The organism is Mycolicibacter senuensis (assembly GCF_002101885.1).
Taxonomy (GTDB): Bacteria; Actinomycetota; Actinomycetes; order Mycobacteriales; family Mycobacteriaceae; genus Mycobacterium; species Mycobacterium senuense.
On record NZ_LQPS01000040.1, the window covers coordinates 1 to 16,047 of the forward strand.

Sequence of the window (16,047 nt, forward strand, 5' to 3'; positions counted from 1 at the left end):
TCTGGACCAAAACCGCCGACCAAATCCTGGAATCCATCGCCAACTACTGCCGACGAATTAATGACTCAGGACACTAGGCCGGCTGGGCCGACTTCCGGATCTTGCGGTGGCGCTGCGAGCGTTTAACAAGTCGGGCCATTGGGAACCGGAAGTCGAGTACGTCTTGGGCCGGGGGAGAGCCCCGACCGATTTCGCAGCATCGGCGCAGCAACGGCGATCTCACCTAGACTCGCGGCCGATCCGAATCCGACCGAAAGAGGTGATATGGCTATGCCAGAAGAACTCGATCGAGGTTCCGCAATCCACCTTGCTGCCACCACGGCGTGGCTGGCGGGCGCGGTAGCCGGGGCCTGGGTGCTGGGCTGGGTGCTGTATTGGCTGCTGCAGCGCGTCAGCCGGCGCAGCGGACTCGTCAACGACTTCGCGGCGTTGACCCGAATGCCGGTTCGGGTGATCCTGATGGTGATTGCCGCGCGCATCGCCTTCGAGGCCACCGTTCCTGCATCGACACCGGCCGGCGGCTGGATCGATCAGCTGTTCCGCATCTTGATGATTGCCGCCATGACGTGGTTGCTTGCCGCGTTGACGCTGCTGGCGGAGCGACGCGCCATCGCCCGCTTCGTGGGCGGCGGGGTGCAGGTAAGCGATGCCGATCGGCTCCAGCGGCGGGTCAAGACGCAGATCACCACGCTGCGGCGGCTCGCCATCGCCGTCGTTGTCGTCCTCGGCACGGCAGCGGCGCTGATGACCTTTCCGTCCTTCACCCAGATCGGCACGACGATGTTCGCCTCGGCCGGAATCCTCTCGGTGGTCGCCGGCCTGGCCGCGCAAACCTCACTGGGCTCGGTGTTCGCCGGCATGCAGATCTCATTTTCAGATGCCGTTCGGGTCGGTGACGTCGTCGTGCTCGAAGGCGAGTGGGGACGCATCGAGGAGATCACGCTGACGTATGTCGTGGTCCAGATCTGGGATGAGCGACGCATGATCCTTCCCACCACCTACTTCACCAAGACGCCCTTCGAGAACTGGACCCGCCGAACGACGGAGTTGCTGGGCACCGTGCAGCTCGACGTCGACTTCACGGCACCGGTTGATGCGATGCGCGCCGAGCTGGACCGCCTGCTTTCAGCGAGCGACTTGTGGGATGGCCGATCCAGCGGGCTGGTGGTCACCGACGCCGTCGACGGCTACCTGCGGGTGCGGATCACGGTGAGCGCGGCCGATTCCGGTGCGCTGTTCACCCTCAGATGCGCCGTGCGTGAGGGCATGGTCGAGTGGCTGCAGCGCAACCACCCCACGGCTTTGCCGCGCTGGCGCGTCGATCAACCGCCGGCAAGTGGCCTGGCCGGCGATTCGGGTGTGGACAGCGACAGTGACACGAAGACCCCCGCCTACGCGCATTAGCCCGGCCGTCCAGGAGACGCGTTACGGCTCCACCGGGAACCAGAAGTCGAGGGTGTCCTCGACCCCACCCCAGTCGATGCCCAGCCAGTCGCCGAAGAAGTCCTCGATGTTGCCGAACGCGCTGTAGAAGAACGCCACGACGGAGTAGAAGATGCCTTCCCACCAGCCGCTGTCGACCAGGCCGTGGCTCCAGGCGTTGAGCCAGGCGTCGAACTGGTCGAAGTCGCCGGAGATGTCGATGTCGGTGATCGTGCCGTCGGTGGTGGCAATGTGGTCGGCCACCTGATCGGGCGTGAGCCCCAGGTACATCATGTGTTCGTAGAGCAACCCCAACGCCGAGGTGGAGGTGGGGTCGGTGACCGGGTCGCCGGGGATCGTGTAGTCGGTTACCGCGAACCAGTCGTTCGGGGTCTGGACACCTGACAGCAGACCCGTGTCGAAAAAGTCGGGCGAGGAGGCCCCGCCCATATCCGCCGACGCGGTGTCCGCGCCGACCGGATTGCCGATGAACACGAAGTGCACCAACTGCGGGTCGACGTCGTCGTGGGCCAGCTGAGCCATCGCGATCGAGGCGGCCGTGGCGCCCTGCGACCAGCCGAACACCCACAGCGGGTTGTCGGCGTCATAGGCGTCCGGGTTGGCGTCGAGCTCGGCGTGCACCGCGCGAACGATCTCGGCGGCACCGACGAAGCTGCTGTGGCCCTGCTGGATGAGGGCAGGGGTGGACAGCACCCGCAGCGGCGCGTCACAGTCCCCGATGCCGACCACGCACGAGGCGGGGTCGTCACCGGCGTCGAAGCCCAGCGGCTGTAAGAACAGATCGGCCGCGGTCTGGGCGAACGTCGGCGACGGTGTGGACAACGTGGTGGGACCGACGAAGAACGCGGTGCCGGCCAGCAGGTTGATGTCGGCATAGGTGGCGTAGGCCGCCGGGCCGGCGAGCACCCCGCCGGCCACGGTGCTGGCGATCGCGATCGGCGCGAAGGCCTTGGTCAGGATCACTGGTCGCTACCCTTCGCTCGTCATCGGAGCCTCTGCTGCGCCGCCGCTCCCGCTGGACCTGAAAATCCCACGAGTAAACAAAAAGCGTCGGCTGAGGGCGATCATGGCAAGGCACCGCCCGCAAGTCAATGGAGGTTGCCGCCGATACGCCGGTCACCGGTGCCGAGCCGGCCGCATAGTCGTTGACTCTCGTCACGCAGGAATGCGATTATCAGCGCTTCACGCTCTGTTGACCGGCCGCTACATAAACCCTAGGTGTGTCGCAATGAACGTAACCAAAGCTTTCGCTCCGATCGCCGTCGCGAGCGCGATCGCCGCCGGCGTCGTGGGAACTCCGGTCGTCCAGACGACACACGCCCGGGTGGCCCTGCTATCGGACACCGCCATTTTCGTCGGCGGGACCATGTTGTCCACCCCGTCGGCGACGTTCGCCCAGAACGCCGCCGATCTGTTCCTGCAGCCGCTGGGCTTCGACGCCGGCGACGACCCGGCGGTGTGCGTCATCGGTGCCGGCGTCTGTGATGGCCCGCTGCAGGTGCTGACCACCCCGCAACTCATCCTGCAGGGCCACAGCAGCTTCGTCGGTGCCGCCGAGATCGTTCGCGCGGTGCACGCCCAACTCGACGCCAACCCGGACGCCTACGACGCCGACAACCCGCTGTGGGTGTTCGGCTACTCGCAGGGCGCCACGGCCGCCTCGATCGCGATGGCTCAGTTGGCCCACGACGACGTCGACCCGCAGTTGCTGCACTTCGTGTTCATCGGCGACCCCTCCGGTCCGACCGGCACCTGGCCGGGCAATGACAGCGACACGCTGTGGGACCGGCTTTTCGACATGCCGATACTGAACGGCAACGAAACCCCGAACGACGCGTTCGCGGCAACCATCTACACCTTCCCGGGCGACCCCGTCGCCGACGCGAGTTCCAATTCGATGCTCGGCCTGTTCTACGAGCACGTTATGTACCTGGGGCTCACCCCGGAGCAGGTCGCCGACCACACGGCCATACCCGACGGTCTGATCACCAACATCGACATCTCCGGCGATATCGACCAATTCAGCGCCTGGCTCAGCGCGTTCGGCAACGGGTTACTCGACAGCGCCTCGTTGGAAGCCTTCGTCAATTCGCTGGTGGCCTTGGTCTACAACGCTTTCGGCAATATCGAGGGCTTCTTCACCGACTGGATGGGCATCGACTGGGGCGGGGTGGAGCAGACGCTCGACTTCTGGTTCCCGGAGGTCTGACCAATCGCCGGGCGGTCTGCTCACCGCGGGCCCGGCGGCAGTGGCCGAAAAACCTGCAACGCGCGGTAGCAGACAGTGAATTCGGCTTCGGCACAAGGGTTGTCGACTTCGCCATCGCGGGCGATCGGCACTGGACCGTCGGGGGCGGTGAACCGGAATCGGGGAACCCGAAGCTCGTGGTAGAGCCGGCTGCGCTGCAGTCGCCCGGTCAGCAGGGCCGCCGTTATCCGCAGCGTGGACCACGGCCGGCCGACGTCGAGGATCCGCACGTCCAACAACCCGTCGTCCATCCGGTGCCGGACGGCCGGAGCGAAGCCGGCCGGCAGATACACCGAGTTGCCGAGGAAGAACAGCGACGTCTGCAGCGTCTTGTCGTCATAGGCGATGCGCACCGGCTGCTCGCGTCGCAATGTCAACAGCATCGCGTAAGCGCTGGCCAATGGCTTACCGACCTTGTGCTGCAACCGCTCCCGCCGGCGCACGAACGCCGGGTAGGCGCCGATGCTGGCGGTGTTGACGACGGTCGCCGCATCGTTGAACCGCACCACGTCGACACGGGACAGCGATCCTTCAGCCACGGCAGCAACAGTTTTCGCGGCGGTGTCGCAGCCGATGTCCTTGGCGAAGTGGTTCAACGTGCCGCCCGGGAAGACTGCCAGCGGCAGGTCCCGTTCCACCGCCACCCCGGCCGCCGCGGCCACCGATCCGTCGCCGCCGGCGATCGCCAGCACCTCGGCGGAATCGGCCGCTCGCCGCAACACCTCGGTCACGTCATCGTCGGGGCCGAGTTCGATCACCCTGGCCGCCGGCAGGGCCTGGCGCACCTGCTCGGCGACCTCGCCCGCCCGTCCGCCGCCGGAGCGCGGGTTGACCACCAAGATCACGCCGGCACCGTCGGGACGCGCGGGACAGCCCACCCGTAGGGCGTCGGTGTGTGGCGGTGGCGGCGACGCGATCCGCGGCACCAGTTGGGCGCCGAGCACCGAGATCGACGCGCCGATGCCCAGCCCGGCGAGCACATCGCCGGGGTAGTGGGCGCCGGTGACGATCCGCGACAGCCCGACCAGGCCGGCCAACCCCGCCACGGGCAGACCCAGCAGCGGACTCTCCAGCCCGACCCCGGTGGCGAACGCCGCTGCACTCGCGGCGTGGCCCGACGGCAGCGAGTTCGACCGCGGCAACCGGTGGGCGCGGCGCAGCAGCGGGACCAGCATGACGTTAGGGCGCGCGCGGGGCCGGATCCGCTTGACCAGTTGGTTGGTCACCAGACTGGTGATTGCCAGGCTGGCCACCCCGCGCGCGGCGGCACGCCGGGTGGCCGGCCGGCCGGTCACCGCCATGGCCGCGGCGAGCGCCAGCCACAGTTTGGAGTGGTCGGCGGCGCGGGTCAGCCCCGGCATGGTGGCATCAAGGAGCCGGCTCGGCGAGTGCGCGATCGCCTCGAACACCTCGGCGTCGAGTTCGCCGAGGCCTTCGGTGATCCGGCGAAGCCCGGAACGTCGCCGCTGAAACGGCATCATCGGTCGTCGACCACGGCAGTGATTCCTCCGTCCACCGGCGCCGCTGCGGGCGCCGTACCGCAGCCCTATACCCCGTTCAGCGGTGTAGAAACGCACCATCCGGCCGTAGTGAGAGCGGTGGTGAGGAATCAGTCCAGCAGTGCGCCGAAGTCGAGTAGTGACGCCAGGTCGAGGCTGCCTTCGTCGGGGCTGAACCAGTTCTGGTCGCCCAACAAGGTGTCGAACAGCGAGGCCTCCGAGCCTCCCGGCGGTGGCGGCAGCGGGGGGTCGGTCGGCGCCATGACGCCCGAGCCGGTCAGGTAGGCGACTCCGCGTGCCAAGGTGTCGGTCACGTCCACCACCGCACCGCCGACGAAGTTGTTGACCTGCTGGAGCAGTTCGGCCAAACCGCTGATCAGGAAGATGTCCTGGTCGACGATCGACTGCAGGAATTTGTCGATCTCGGTGACGACCAGGTTGATCCCGTAGGGGATGCTCGTCACCACCGTGCGGATGCCCAGCATGATGTCGTTGCCGATGTTCGGGTAGCCGTACATCGCGATCGCGTCGGACAGCGACTGCTTGAGATCGGTGGGCGTGACGATGCTGTCCAGGATGGCCGGGTCGGTGCTCATCGGGGAGCCGTCGAAGTCGGAGCGCAGCGGCACGCCGAGGAGTTGCAGGATCGTGGGGGTGATGTCGGCGATGGAGTAATTCAGGTTCTGGCTGCCGTCGGTCGCGTCGTGGCCGGCTTGATCGAAGATGACGAACTGCGATGTCTCGTTGGGGGACTGGAAGCCGTGGCCGAAGCCCAGCGACTGCTGGTGGCCGTGGTCGGTGGTGATGATGATCGACCAGTTGTCGCCGGTTTCCTGCCTGGCCTGCTCGACCGCGGCCAGGATCTGCTGGATGTTGGCCCCGACGTTCATCACGGCCTGTGCGTATTCCTGGGACCCGCCGCCGTACGAGTGCCCGGCCTCGTCGACCTGCACCTGGTAGGAGAACAGGAAGGTGTCGATGTCCGGGTTGGTGGTGGTCGCCAGGATCTGGGAGATGGTCGCCGCGGTGACCGCCGCGTCGGTGTCGGCCCAACTGTCCTGGAACGGGATGAACAGGTTGTTGTCGGCGCCGTAGCCGCCCGCCGCGCCGATGTCGTTGATGTAGTCCCAGTCGGCGATCACCGAGGTCTCGATATCCGGGTCGTGGTACTCGAGCAGGTTGAACACCGTCGGCCACTGGTCATACGGCTCGGGCCGGAACAGGTTGTTGACCACTCCGTGCTTGTCGTCCCACACGCCGGTGAGGATCGTCGACCATGACGGGCCGGAGATCGTGGTGTGGTTGACTTCGCTGGTGGCCCCGGTGATGCCCTGGTCCATCGCCGTCTTGAAGCCGCTGTCGTCGCCGTAGGCGTACTCCAGGATCTTCGAGAGGTTGGTGCCGTCGGTGCCGATCAGCAGCACGTGCTCGGCGGCGAGCAGCCAGTCGGCGGTCAGCGCCGACAGTCCCGACGGCACCCCGATGGCTGCCCCGGTCCCGGCGACCATGCCGGCGACGGTCGCACCACACAGGAACTTTTTGATTGTCGTCACGATCGTGTCCCTCGTCGAAGTTGCGCGGACCGGCAGGCCAGTTGCGCGAGAGACTAACAGAAACCCAGGAAATCCTCAGCTTACTTGCCAAAGTTTTTAATTAATCCATGGCGGTGCTGGCGAAAATCTATGGACCTGGGGCGCCGCCGTCGGCGCTGGTGCGGTCAGTAATCCCAGACCGCCGGTACGCACCGGAAGGCGTTGCCGGCGATCCCCACCCGGCACACCGAGGGGAACGGCAGGTGGGTGGCCACCAGGGACTCGCCCGTCGACGCCAATTCCCGCAGCAGCCGGATCCGGACGCGAGCGGCCTCCTCCGGGTCGTGCTCGAATCCGTTATGCCACTCCGGATGCTCAAAGCCGACCTGGAACACCGCGTCGCCGGCAAAGGTCAGCCGGTCGCCACCGGAAGCCAGCCGGACCACGCTGTGCCCGGGAGTGTGGCCGCCGGTGCGGCAGACGAGCACGCCGGGCGCCACCTCGTGCTCGGTCTCGAACGGGACCAGCCGGGAGCGGTACTCGTCGAGGAATCGGGACGCGATCGATTGCAGCGCGGCCGGCACCGGAGCCGGCATCCGGGTGCCCGAGAAATCGGGTGCCTCCCAGAACTCGGCCTCGGCGGCCGCCACGTGGATCCGCAGGTCCGGCCGCAGCCGCGCCTTGAGCTCGTCGGCGAGCAGTCCGCCGATGTGGTCCATGTGCAGGTGGGTCAGCACCACGTCGGTCACGGCCGCCGGATCGATGCCGGCGGCTTCCAGGCGCGGTATGGTCTGGCCCGCCCGCGGGAAGTCCGGGAACTCCATTCCGAGCCCGGCGTCGACGAGGATGGTCTGCTCCCCGCTGCGCACCACGGCGACGTTGAGGGGCCAGTCGATCACCTCGGGCGGCAGGAACATGTCGCTGAGCCAATGCCCCAGGTCGGCCGGGTCGACGTTGGTGGCCATCGTCGAGGCGGTGATCGGTAGTACCCCGTCGCTGATCACCAGGACTTCTATGTCGCCGACCTGCACCGCATAGCGCGACGGAACCAGCTCGGGCTTTCCGGTGCCGGCTCGTAGGGCGTTGTCCAAGCTCATCGTTGCCTCCTCGATCGTCGGGATCGCACTCGACGAGCATCGCAACCGGAAAGCGGATCTCGAGCCCTTGAAATCGCGTAGTCCAGCCCGGGGCAGACGGGAGCGTCGAGCGGCTGCGGTAGATTGGCCGTCGACCGACTACAGACAGGAGCCGACTCATGGCGTCAGCGAGCCTGGGCGTCTGGACGTGCATTGTGTGCGTGGTGCTGCTCACCGTGGGCCTCTTCTTGACGACCAACCAGTAGCCGAGCCGTCGGCAGGGCCTACCGACCGACTAAGTCACGGGTGCAGGTTCCACTGCCCGCAGTCCTGGGCCAACACGTCGTTGACGTCGACTTCGATCCCGCCGACGATCGGGCCCGGGGTTGACGCGGTGCTCACGATGCGCTGGAAGAGCACCGCCCCCGGGAATCGTTGGCCGCGCGACCAGGATCGGGTCTGCCAGGCCCAGCGGTGGCCCGGGGTGCGCGAGTTTCCGATGACACCGTCGGCCGCGGCCCACGTGCAGGTGTTGACGCCGCCGTAGATGCCGGTGCGCTGCACCCCGATCACCGAGTTGATGCCCCGGAACCACTGCAGCGCAACGTTGTTCCAGGTGTCGCGGTTGATGTCGTCGTCGACGCTGAAGAAGATCGGTGCGCTGCGGCCACCGCCCGCCGCGGTGTGAATGTTCCAGGCGGTCTGGGCGTCGGCGACGCCGCCGGCGTAGCCGCGGGTGAAGTCCGACGGTGCCGTCCCGCCCGGCTTGCCGTACTGGAAGTTGCTGACGATCACCAGCCCGGCGGCGGTCAGTGACTCGGCGTAGGGCCGGGTGATCGGCTTGGCGCCGAAGTTCGATCCGGGTCGCGACGTCGACACGTAGTTGATCACCCCGGCATGGCCCGCGGCCCGGATGTCTTGCGCCGGGATCTGGCGCATGGCGTAGTCGATGAGCGTGGGAGCGGCGGCCGAGGCCCGGGGGGCGCCGGCGGTCGCCGCGCCGAATCCGGCGAGCGCCGCCGCGGCGCCATACCGCAGCGCATCACGTCGGGAAACGGGGCGCCGAGTCGGGTCGATCCTCGGGGAATCCGGCACCGGCCGATGTTAACAATGTTGCTGGTGTTAACGATGGAGCCTCGCCGGGCGTGCTCGCGACGGCAGCCGCCGATCAGAGCCGCACCAACGAGAACGGATAGCTCGACGTCCCGCCCGGCGCGCCGTCACAACCGGCGGCGAACGACGAGGTCAAGGTTCCCTGCAGCGTGTTCGCATCCCAGGAGTAGACGTCGCGGGTCGGGATCACCGGTCCGTAGTAGACGTTTCCGCAGCGCAATCCGTCGGGGATGTCCACGGTGAGGGTGTAGCGGCCATCGACGAGCCGGGCGTCGCCGGTGTACTCGAACGCCTTGGCCACCGGCATGGGGATGGCACTGATGTGCGCACAGTTCGCCGAGCCGTCCAGGCAGTGCGACACCGCCCACGTCCAGGTGTGGAAGTCGTATCGCTGCGGGATGATCAGCTGGTAGTTGGCGAAGAAGGGTTCGGAGTGGCTCGGCGGCGACGCCAGTAGCACTGATGCGCCGAGCACCGACAGTGCGCACCACAGCCTCGCGACTTTCATTCAGCCTCCGTTACGCCGCCTCGACAGCAAGGCCACGTTCGTGCCCGAATCGGCCCGCGGTCCCGACGTTTCCCGGTGGATGGGACGCGGTGTGCTGTCCGGCACCGTGGACTGTCACCGTCTGTGTTGCCGGTGAGCCGGCGCGTCGAATTCGGTCGGGCACCAGTGAAGGGTTTGCGGCATGGTGAACAACGCCCAAGACCGCTGGTCCCCGGGACTGCCGGTTCTTGCGCTCGCCGGGGGCGTAACCGGGCCCCTACGGGCGATCGGTGGTCTGGTCGCGATGTCGGTCGACGCGGTGAAGTTCCTGTTCCGCCGGCCCTTTCAAGGCAGAGAGCTGCTGGAGCAGGCATGGTTCGTGGCGCGGGTATCGCTGATGCCCACGGTGCTGGTCGCGATCCCCTTCACCGTTCTCGTCAGCTTCACGCTGAACATCCTGTTGCGCGAACTCGGGGCGGCGGACCTGTCGGGCGCCGGCGCGGCATTCGGCGCGGTCACTCAGGTCGGGCCGATGGTGACGGTGCTTATCGTGGCCGGTGCCGGCGCGACGGCGATGTGTGCCGATCTGGGCTCGCGCACCATCCGCGAGGAGATCGACGCCATGGAGGTGCTCGGCATCAACCCCGTGCAGCGGCTGGTCACGCCCCGGATGCTCGCGTCGGGAGTGGTGGCACTGCTGCTCAACAGCCTGGTGGTCATCATCGGGATCGTCGGCGGGTACACCTTCTCGGTCTTCATCCAAGGGGTCAACCCCGGTGCCTTCGCAGCCGGCATCACGCTGCTCACCGGGGTTCCGGAGGTCATCATCTCCTGCGTGAAGGCCGGATTGTTCGGCCTCATCGCAGGAGTCGTGGCCTGCTACCGGGGCTTGACCATCAGCGGTGGTGGCGCGAAAGCGGTCGGAAACGCCGTCAACGAGACGGTGGTCTACGCCTTCATGGCGCTGTTCGTGGTCAACGTGGTGGTCACCGCCATCGGTATCCAGTTGACGTCTGGCTGATCGATGGCGACGGTGGCATTGCGCGTGTTGCACCCGCGGTTGGCGCGGGAGCTCAACCGGCCGGTCGAAACGATGGTCCGGATCGGCGATCACACCGCCTTCTACGGTCGTGCGCTGGCCGGTGTGCCGCTCGCCGCCTCGCGTTACCGCCGCGAAGTCATTCGGCTCATCGCCGAAATCAGCATGGGCGCGGGAACGTTGGCGATGATCGGCGGGACCGTGGTGATCGTCGGGTTTCTCACCTTGGCCGCCGGGGGCACCTTGGCGGTCCAGGGTTACAGCTCCCTGGGTGACATCGGTATCGAGGCGCTGACCGGCTTCCTTGCCGCCTTCATCAACGTCCGGATCTCGGCGCCGGTGGTGGCGGGCATCGGTCTGGCGGCCACGTTCGGCGCGGGGGTGACCGCGCAGCTGGGCGCCATGCGGATCAATGAAGAGATCGACGCATTGGAGACCATGGGCATCCGTGCCGTCGAATACCTGGTGAGCACCCGCATCGTGGCCGGAATGGTGGCGATCACACCGCTGTACTCGATCGCGGTGATCCTGTCGTTCGCGGCCAGCAAGTTGACCACGGTGGTGATGTTCGGGCAGTCGGCGGGACTGTACAACCACTACTTCGGAACGTTTCTCAACCCCAAAGACCTGTTGTGGTCGTTTTTACAGGCGATCCTGATGGCCATCGCGGTGCTGCTCGTGCATACCTACTTCGGGTACTTCGCCAGCGGCGGGCCGTCCGGGGTGGGGGTGGCCGTGGGCAACGCGGTCCGGACCTCGCTCGTCGTGGTGATCTCGGTGACGCTACTGGTCTCGTTGTCCGTATACGGCTCCAACGGCAACTTCAACCTGTCCGGCTAGCGGTGGGTGGCTGATGGCGGCGAATTCACGGGTCAGACGGGCCATGACGGGACTGGCCACAGTGGCTGTCGCCGGGGCCACGGTCGCACTGGCGGTGGGCCTGTTTCAGGGTAGCTTTGCCAGCACCGTTCCCGTCACCGTGCTGTCCAGCCGAGCCGGCTTGGTTATGAACGCGGATGCCAAAGTGAAATTGCATGGGGCGCAAGTCGGTTCGGTGAGGTCGATCGAGGTATTGCCCGACGGGCGCGCCGCGCTGCACCTAGCCATGGACCCGTCGTACCTGGACGTCATCCCGGCAAACGTTCGGATCGAGATCGCCTCCTCGACGGTGTTCGGCTCCAAGTACGTCGAGCTGATTCCCCCGGCGGATCCGTCTACCGGCTCGCTGCAGCGAGGCCAGGTGCTGCATGCCGACCACGTCACGGTGGAGATCAATACGGTGTTCGAGCGGCTGTCGCAGGTACTGGCGAAAATCGAACCCACCAAACTCAACGAGACGCTGGGAGCGTTGTCGACGGCGCTGGACGGCCGAGGCGATCGGATCGGGCAGATGATGGCCGACCTCGAGGAGTTTCTGGCCCGGGTCGACCCGAGCCTGACGACGTTGGACCATGAATTGACCGTGGCCCCCCGCGTGATCGAGGCCTATGCCGATGCGGCACCGGAGTTGGTCACCACCGCCGATGCGGCGACCCGGATGAGCGATACGGCTGTGAGTGAACAACACCACCTCGACGCCCTGCTGATCAGCGTGATCGGCCTGGCCGGCACCGGCAACGACGTCGTCGGTACCAACCGCCGGGCAATCACCGACACCGTGCAGCTTCTCGGCCCGACCACCGACCTCACCAACCAGTACCACGAGGCGCTGACCTGTGGCCTGGGTGGCGCCGTCCAATTGGCCAAGGCCCCAGGCACTCCCGTCCCCGGCGGTCTGCTGCTACAGACGGTGGTCCTGGGCGTGGAGCGCTACCGGTATCCGGAGAATCTGCCCAAGGTCGCCGCGACGGGAGGACCGCAGTGCACGGATCTGCCGAAGGTCGGATTTCAGAAGCGGCCGCCGTTCGTGATCACCGACGTCAACGCCAACCCGGCACAGTACGGCAACGATGGGATCCTGCTGAACTCCGACGGCCTCAAGCAGTTGCTGTACGGACCGATCGACGGACCACCACGTAACAGCGCCCAGGTCGGACATCCCGGATGAGCGGGCTCGGGAAGACCGCCGTCAAACTGGGGGCGTTCGGCGTCACGATGGTCTTGCTGACCGCGGCCCTGCTGGTGATCTTCAGCCAGTACCGGTCCGGTTCCACCAACGCCTACTCGGCGGTGTTCCAGGATGTCTCAAGCCTGAAATCAGGTGACTCGGTTCGCGTCGCCGGGATCCGCGTCGGCACCGTCCGGAAGGTCGCGTTGCAGTCGGACAACACCGCCCTGGTCGCCTTCGACGCCGACGACACTGTGCGGCTCACCGAGAGCACCAAGGTCGCGGTGCGCTACCTCAATCTGGTCGGTGACCGCTACCTCGAACTCATCGACGAACCCGGGCCGGCCCGCATCCGGCCGCCGGGGTCCCGCTTCGAAACCGACAGAACCGAGCCGGCGCTGAATCTCGACCTGTTGCTCGGCGGCCTCAAGCCGGTCATCCAGGGCCTCAATCCCGACGACGTCAACGCGCTGACCAGCTCGTTGATTCAGATCCTGCAGGGGCAGGGCGGCGACCTGGAGTCGCTGTTCGCCAGGACAGCGTCGTTCACCAACGCCGTGGCCGACAACGGTCAGACCGTCGAACGGCTCATCGACAACCTCAACGACACGCTGGGTGTGCTGGCCAAAGACGGCAAGAAGTTCTCCCATGCGGTCGACGGACTCGAACGGTTGGTGAGCGGTCTTGCCCAGGAACGGGATCCGATCGGTGAGGCCATCACGGCGCTGGACGACGGAAGTGCTTCGCTGGCCACGCTGCTCACCGAGGCGCGGCCACCGCTGTCGGGGACCGTGGACCAGCTGACCCGGTTGGCCCCGCTGCCGTCGAACGAAACCGACCTCGCCCGGCTCGAGCTGGCGCTGCACAAGACACCGCAGAACTACCGCAAACTGGTGCGCCTTGGCTCCTACGGCAGCTGGCTGAACCTCTATCTCTGCGGAATCGCGGTGCGGGTCACGGATTTACAGGGTCGCACCGCCCAGTTCCCCTGGATTGTCCAGCAATCCGGAAGGTGCGGGGAACCCTGATGCTCAAGTACCGTGACTCCGCGCTCGTGCGTACCGGGCTCGTCGGCCTGGTGGTGGCGACACTGATCATCCTGGTGGGACTGCACCCCAAACAGCTGTTGGCCATGGCGACGTCGATTCGGTACCAGGCGGTCTTCGCCGAAGCCGGCGGGCTGTCCGGCGGCAACAACGTGAAGGTGTCCGGCGTCGATGTGGGCTCGGTGTCCGATGTCGCACTCGAGCACGGCAAAGCGTTGGTCACCTTCGTCGTGGACAGCAAGGTGCGGCTCGGCAAGGACACCACGGCGCACATCGGCATCGGAACATTGCTCGGCGAGCGGGTTCTGGTGATCGAACCGCGCGGCAGCGGCAGCATCGGCGCGCTGGGCGTCATCCCGATGTCGCGCACCGCCTCGCCGTACTCCTTGACCGATGCGCTCGGCGAGTTCACGTCGAACACCGCGGCGACCGACACCGCGGCCATCAACCAGTCGCTGGATACGTTGTCGTCCACCGTCGAACGACTCGCACCGCAGCTGGCACCCACCTTCGATGGGGTGAGCCGGATATCCCGATCGCTGAACGCCCGCAATGAGTCGTTGAGCAGTCTGTTGACGACCGCCTCCAGTGTCACCGGAATCCTGTCCGAGCGAAGTGAACAGGTCAACCGGCTGATCCTCAACGCCAACGACCTGCTCGGGGTCTTGCAGGAGCGCCGCCATGCGATCGTCGGCCTGCTCGCCAACACCACCGCGGTGGCACAACAGCTGTCCCGGCTCGTCGATGAGAACGAACAGGACCTGGCCCCCACGCTCGAGCAGCTCAACAGAGTCGCGGAGACGCTCGAGCGAAACCGCGACAACCTCGAGAAGTCCCTCAGGGGACTGGCCAAATACCAACTGACCCAGGGGGAGGCGGTCAACAACGGGTTCTACTACTACGGGTTCCCGGCCAACCTGCTTCCCGCACAGGCGCTTCAGCCGTTCCTGGACTACGCGCTCGGATTCCGCCGCGGTGTCAACGCCGGACAACCGCCCGACAACGCCGGGCCTCGCTCGGAGTTCCCCTTCCCCTACAACGGGATTCCCGGAGGTTCGCGGTGATCGCGACCGGGCCGCGGGGGCGGCCGGCCAGAAGGCTCCTGGTGATCGTGGTGGCGGCGCTGGTGACGGCCGCCTCCGGGTACGTCGCTTACCAGAAGTTCGCGGGACCCAAGACGCTGATCGCCTACTTCAAGTCGGCGACGGCCATCTATCCCGGTGACGAGGTCCGCGTGGTCGGCGTGCGGGTGGGCACCATCAAATCCATCGAGCCGCTGGGAACGCGGGCCAGGATCACCCTTGCCGTGGACCGCGACGTACCCATACCCGCCGACGCAAAGGCCATCATCGTGGCGCCCAACCTGGTGTCGGCCCGCTATGTGCAGCTGACCCCCGCCTACGGGGCGAGTCCGCAGGCCAGCGGCGCCATCATGGCTGACGGTGCCGAGATCGGCGAGGACCGCACCGCCATTCCGGTGGAGTGGGACGAGATCAAAGAGCAGCTCACCCGGCTCGCCGCCGAGTTGGGCCCCTCCAGCGGGGTGTCGAACACGTCTCTGGGCCGCTTCATCGACAGCACCGCTGATGCCATGGCCGGAAACGGCGACAAGCTGCGGGACACCATCACGCAACTGTCTGATGTCGGCAGAATCCTCGGACAGGGCAGCGGTGACATCGTCAGCGTGATCAAGAACCTGCAGATCTTCGTCACCGCCTTACGCGACAGCAACACACAGATCGTGGAATTCCAGGACCGCCTCGCCGACGTCACGAGCGTGGTCGACGGCAGCCGCTCCGACCTCGACTCGGCGATCACCGAACTCTCCGGCGCAATCGGCAAAGTGCAGCGCTTCGTTGCCGGCTCGCGAGACCAGACCGCCGAACAGATCCAGCGATTGGCCAACGTGACCCAGGTGCTGTCCGACAACAGCATAGTCGTCAAGAACATCCTGCACGCCGCACCGAACGCCCTGGTCAATGGCTACAACATCTACAACCCAGACACCGGCGGTCCCCGCGGCTCGTTCACGATGAACAACTTCTCCAACCCCGTCGCCACGATCTGCTCGGCGATCGCAGCGGTGGAGAACGCCACCGCAGAGACAGCCGGTAAGGCGTGTGTGGAGTATCTCGGCCCGGCACTGCGACTGATGAACTTCAACTATCTTCCGCTGCCCTTCAACGCCTATCTGGGGCCCGCACCGAAGAACGTCATCTACTCCGATCCGGAGCTGGCGCCCGGCGGCGCGGGACCTGCCCCGAGCCCGGCGGAGATCCCGCCGGCGGTGTCGGCGTACACCGGGGCCGGCGACGTGGCACCCCCACCCGGATGGAGCGATCCGTCGCACCCACCGGGCGCCTATGCCCCCAACGGGTTACCCGCCGACCGGCACCCGGCGCTGTACCCGGGCGCGCCGATCCCGCCCGGGGCGTCGCCTCCGGCGCCGGCGGCGACCGATCTGCCCGAGTTGCTGCTGCCCACCGGTGCGGGCCTGGCAGGAGGCGCGCCGTGACG

14 protein-coding genes are annotated in these 16,047 nt (G+C 66.7%); 8 read left to right on the forward strand and 6 right to left on the reverse strand.

Annotated elements, in window-relative coordinates:
- Nucleotides 1-270 precede the first annotated feature (270 nt).
- A complete protein-coding gene (locus AWC24_RS13825) occupies nt 271-1,404 on the forward strand; it encodes a mechanosensitive ion channel family protein (RefSeq protein ID WP_085085805.1) in 1,134 nt (377 codons plus the stop codon).
- A gap of 21 nt (nt 1,405-1,425) precedes the next feature.
- On the opposite strand, the gene AWC24_RS13830 is transcribed toward AWC24_RS13825, so the two are convergent.
- Nucleotides 1,426-2,406, reverse strand: coding sequence for a PE-PPE domain-containing protein (locus AWC24_RS13830; RefSeq protein ID WP_234807377.1), 981 nt, complete (start codon nt 2,404-2,406; stop codon nt 1,426-1,428).
- A 265-nt stretch (nt 2,407-2,671) separates the two neighbouring features.
- Between AWC24_RS13830 and AWC24_RS13835 the strand changes: the two genes are divergently transcribed.
- Entirely contained in the window at nt 2,672-3,652 is a 981-nt protein-coding gene (locus tag AWC24_RS13835) for a PE-PPE domain-containing protein (protein ID WP_085085807.1), read from the forward strand.
- A 20-nt stretch (nt 3,653-3,672) separates the two neighbouring features.
- On the opposite strand, the gene AWC24_RS13840 is transcribed toward AWC24_RS13835, so the two are convergent.
- From AWC24_RS13840 to AWC24_RS13860, 5 genes are all read right to left on the reverse strand, one after another.
- Nucleotides 3,673-5,172 (reverse strand): bifunctional phosphatase PAP2/diacylglycerol kinase family protein, encoded by a 1,500-nt coding sequence (locus AWC24_RS13840; protein ID WP_085085809.1) that lies wholly within the window; start codon nt 5,170-5,172, stop codon nt 3,673-3,675.
- Nucleotides 5,173-5,300: 128 nt separating this feature from the next.
- Nucleotides 5,301-6,743, reverse strand: a complete 1,443-nt coding sequence (locus AWC24_RS13845) for an alkaline phosphatase family protein (protein ID WP_085085811.1) — start codon at nt 6,741-6,743, stop codon at nt 5,301-5,303.
- A 164-nt stretch (nt 6,744-6,907) separates the two neighbouring features.
- Complete coding sequence (locus tag AWC24_RS13850; RefSeq protein WP_085085813.1) at nt 6,908-7,819, reverse strand: MBL fold metallo-hydrolase; 912 nt, start codon at nt 7,817-7,819, stop codon at nt 6,908-6,910.
- Nucleotides 7,820-8,098: 279 nt separating this feature from the next.
- Nucleotides 8,099-8,893 carry a DUF1906 domain-containing protein gene (locus AWC24_RS13855; protein WP_109560474.1) on the reverse strand — a complete coding sequence of 265 codons (795 nt, stop codon included), beginning with the start codon at nt 8,891-8,893 and terminating at the stop codon, nt 8,099-8,101.
- A 73-nt stretch (nt 8,894-8,966) separates the two neighbouring features.
- Nucleotides 8,967-9,419 carry a hypothetical protein gene (locus AWC24_RS13860; RefSeq protein WP_085085815.1) on the reverse strand — a complete coding sequence of 151 codons (453 nt, stop codon included), beginning with the start codon at nt 9,417-9,419 and terminating at the stop codon, nt 8,967-8,969.
- Nucleotides 9,420-9,600: 181 nt separating this feature from the next.
- Between AWC24_RS13860 and AWC24_RS13865 the strand changes: the two genes are divergently transcribed.
- From AWC24_RS13865 to AWC24_RS13890, 6 genes are read left to right on the forward strand one after another with little or no spacing between them, the layout of a single operon-like run.
- Nucleotides 9,601-10,419 carry an MlaE family ABC transporter permease gene (locus AWC24_RS13865; RefSeq protein ID WP_085085817.1) on the forward strand — a complete coding sequence of 273 codons (819 nt, stop codon included), beginning with the start codon at nt 9,601-9,603 and terminating at the stop codon, nt 10,417-10,419.
- A gap of 3 nt (nt 10,420-10,422) precedes the next feature.
- Entirely contained in the window at nt 10,423-11,277 is an 855-nt protein-coding gene (locus tag AWC24_RS13870; RefSeq protein ID WP_085085819.1) for an MlaE family ABC transporter permease, read from the forward strand.
- Nucleotides 11,278-11,290: 13 nt separating this feature from the next.
- Nucleotides 11,291-12,484, forward strand: coding sequence for an MCE family protein (locus AWC24_RS13875; RefSeq protein ID WP_085085821.1), 1,194 nt, complete (start codon nt 11,291-11,293; stop codon nt 12,482-12,484).
- Complete coding sequence (locus tag AWC24_RS13880; RefSeq protein WP_085085823.1) at nt 12,481-13,512, forward strand: MCE family protein; 1,032 nt, start codon at nt 12,481-12,483, stop codon at nt 13,510-13,512. The genes AWC24_RS13875 and AWC24_RS13880 overlap by 4 nt, the downstream gene beginning before the upstream one ends.
- Nucleotides 13,512-14,594: an MCE family protein gene (locus tag AWC24_RS13885; RefSeq protein WP_085085949.1), complete on the forward strand. Its 1,083-nt coding sequence runs from the start codon at nt 13,512-13,514 to the stop codon at nt 14,592-14,594. The genes AWC24_RS13880 and AWC24_RS13885 overlap by 1 nt, the downstream gene beginning before the upstream one ends.
- Entirely contained in the window at nt 14,591-16,045 is a 1,455-nt protein-coding gene (locus AWC24_RS13890; RefSeq protein ID WP_109560475.1) for an MCE family protein, read from the forward strand. Before AWC24_RS13885 ends, AWC24_RS13890 begins: the two co-directional genes overlap by 4 nt.
- Nucleotides 16,046-16,047: the final 2 nt, after the last annotated feature.

Excerpts from the sequence above, each read along its gene's own strand:
- AWC24_RS13825 (WP_085085805.1), top strand. The coding sequence starts at position 271 with ATGCCAGAAGAACTCGATCGAGGTTCCGCAATCCACCTTGCTGCCACC.
- AWC24_RS13835 (WP_085085807.1), top strand. The coding sequence starts at position 2,672 with ATGAACGTAACCAAAGCTTTCGCTCCGATCGCCGTCGCGAGCGCGATC.
- AWC24_RS13840 (WP_085085809.1), bottom strand. The coding sequence starts at position 5,172 with ATGATGCCGTTTCAGCGGCGACGTTCCGGGCTTCGCCGGATCACCGAA.
- AWC24_RS13850 (WP_085085813.1), bottom strand. The coding sequence starts at position 7,819 with ATGAGCTTGGACAACGCCCTACGAGCCGGCACCGGAAAGCCCGAGCTG.
- AWC24_RS13860 (WP_085085815.1), bottom strand. The coding sequence starts at position 9,419 with ATGAAAGTCGCGAGGCTGTGGTGCGCACTGTCGGTGCTCGGCGCATCA.
- AWC24_RS13865 (WP_085085817.1), top strand. The coding sequence starts at position 9,601 with ATGGTGAACAACGCCCAAGACCGCTGGTCCCCGGGACTGCCGGTTCTT.
- AWC24_RS13870 (WP_085085819.1), top strand. The coding sequence starts at position 10,423 with ATGGCGACGGTGGCATTGCGCGTGTTGCACCCGCGGTTGGCGCGGGAG.
- AWC24_RS13875 (WP_085085821.1), top strand. The coding sequence starts at position 11,291 with ATGGCGGCGAATTCACGGGTCAGACGGGCCATGACGGGACTGGCCACA.
- AWC24_RS13880 (WP_085085823.1), top strand. The coding sequence starts at position 12,481 with ATGAGCGGGCTCGGGAAGACCGCCGTCAAACTGGGGGCGTTCGGCGTC.
- AWC24_RS13885 (WP_085085949.1), top strand. The coding sequence starts at position 13,512 with ATGCTCAAGTACCGTGACTCCGCGCTCGTGCGTACCGGGCTCGTCGGC.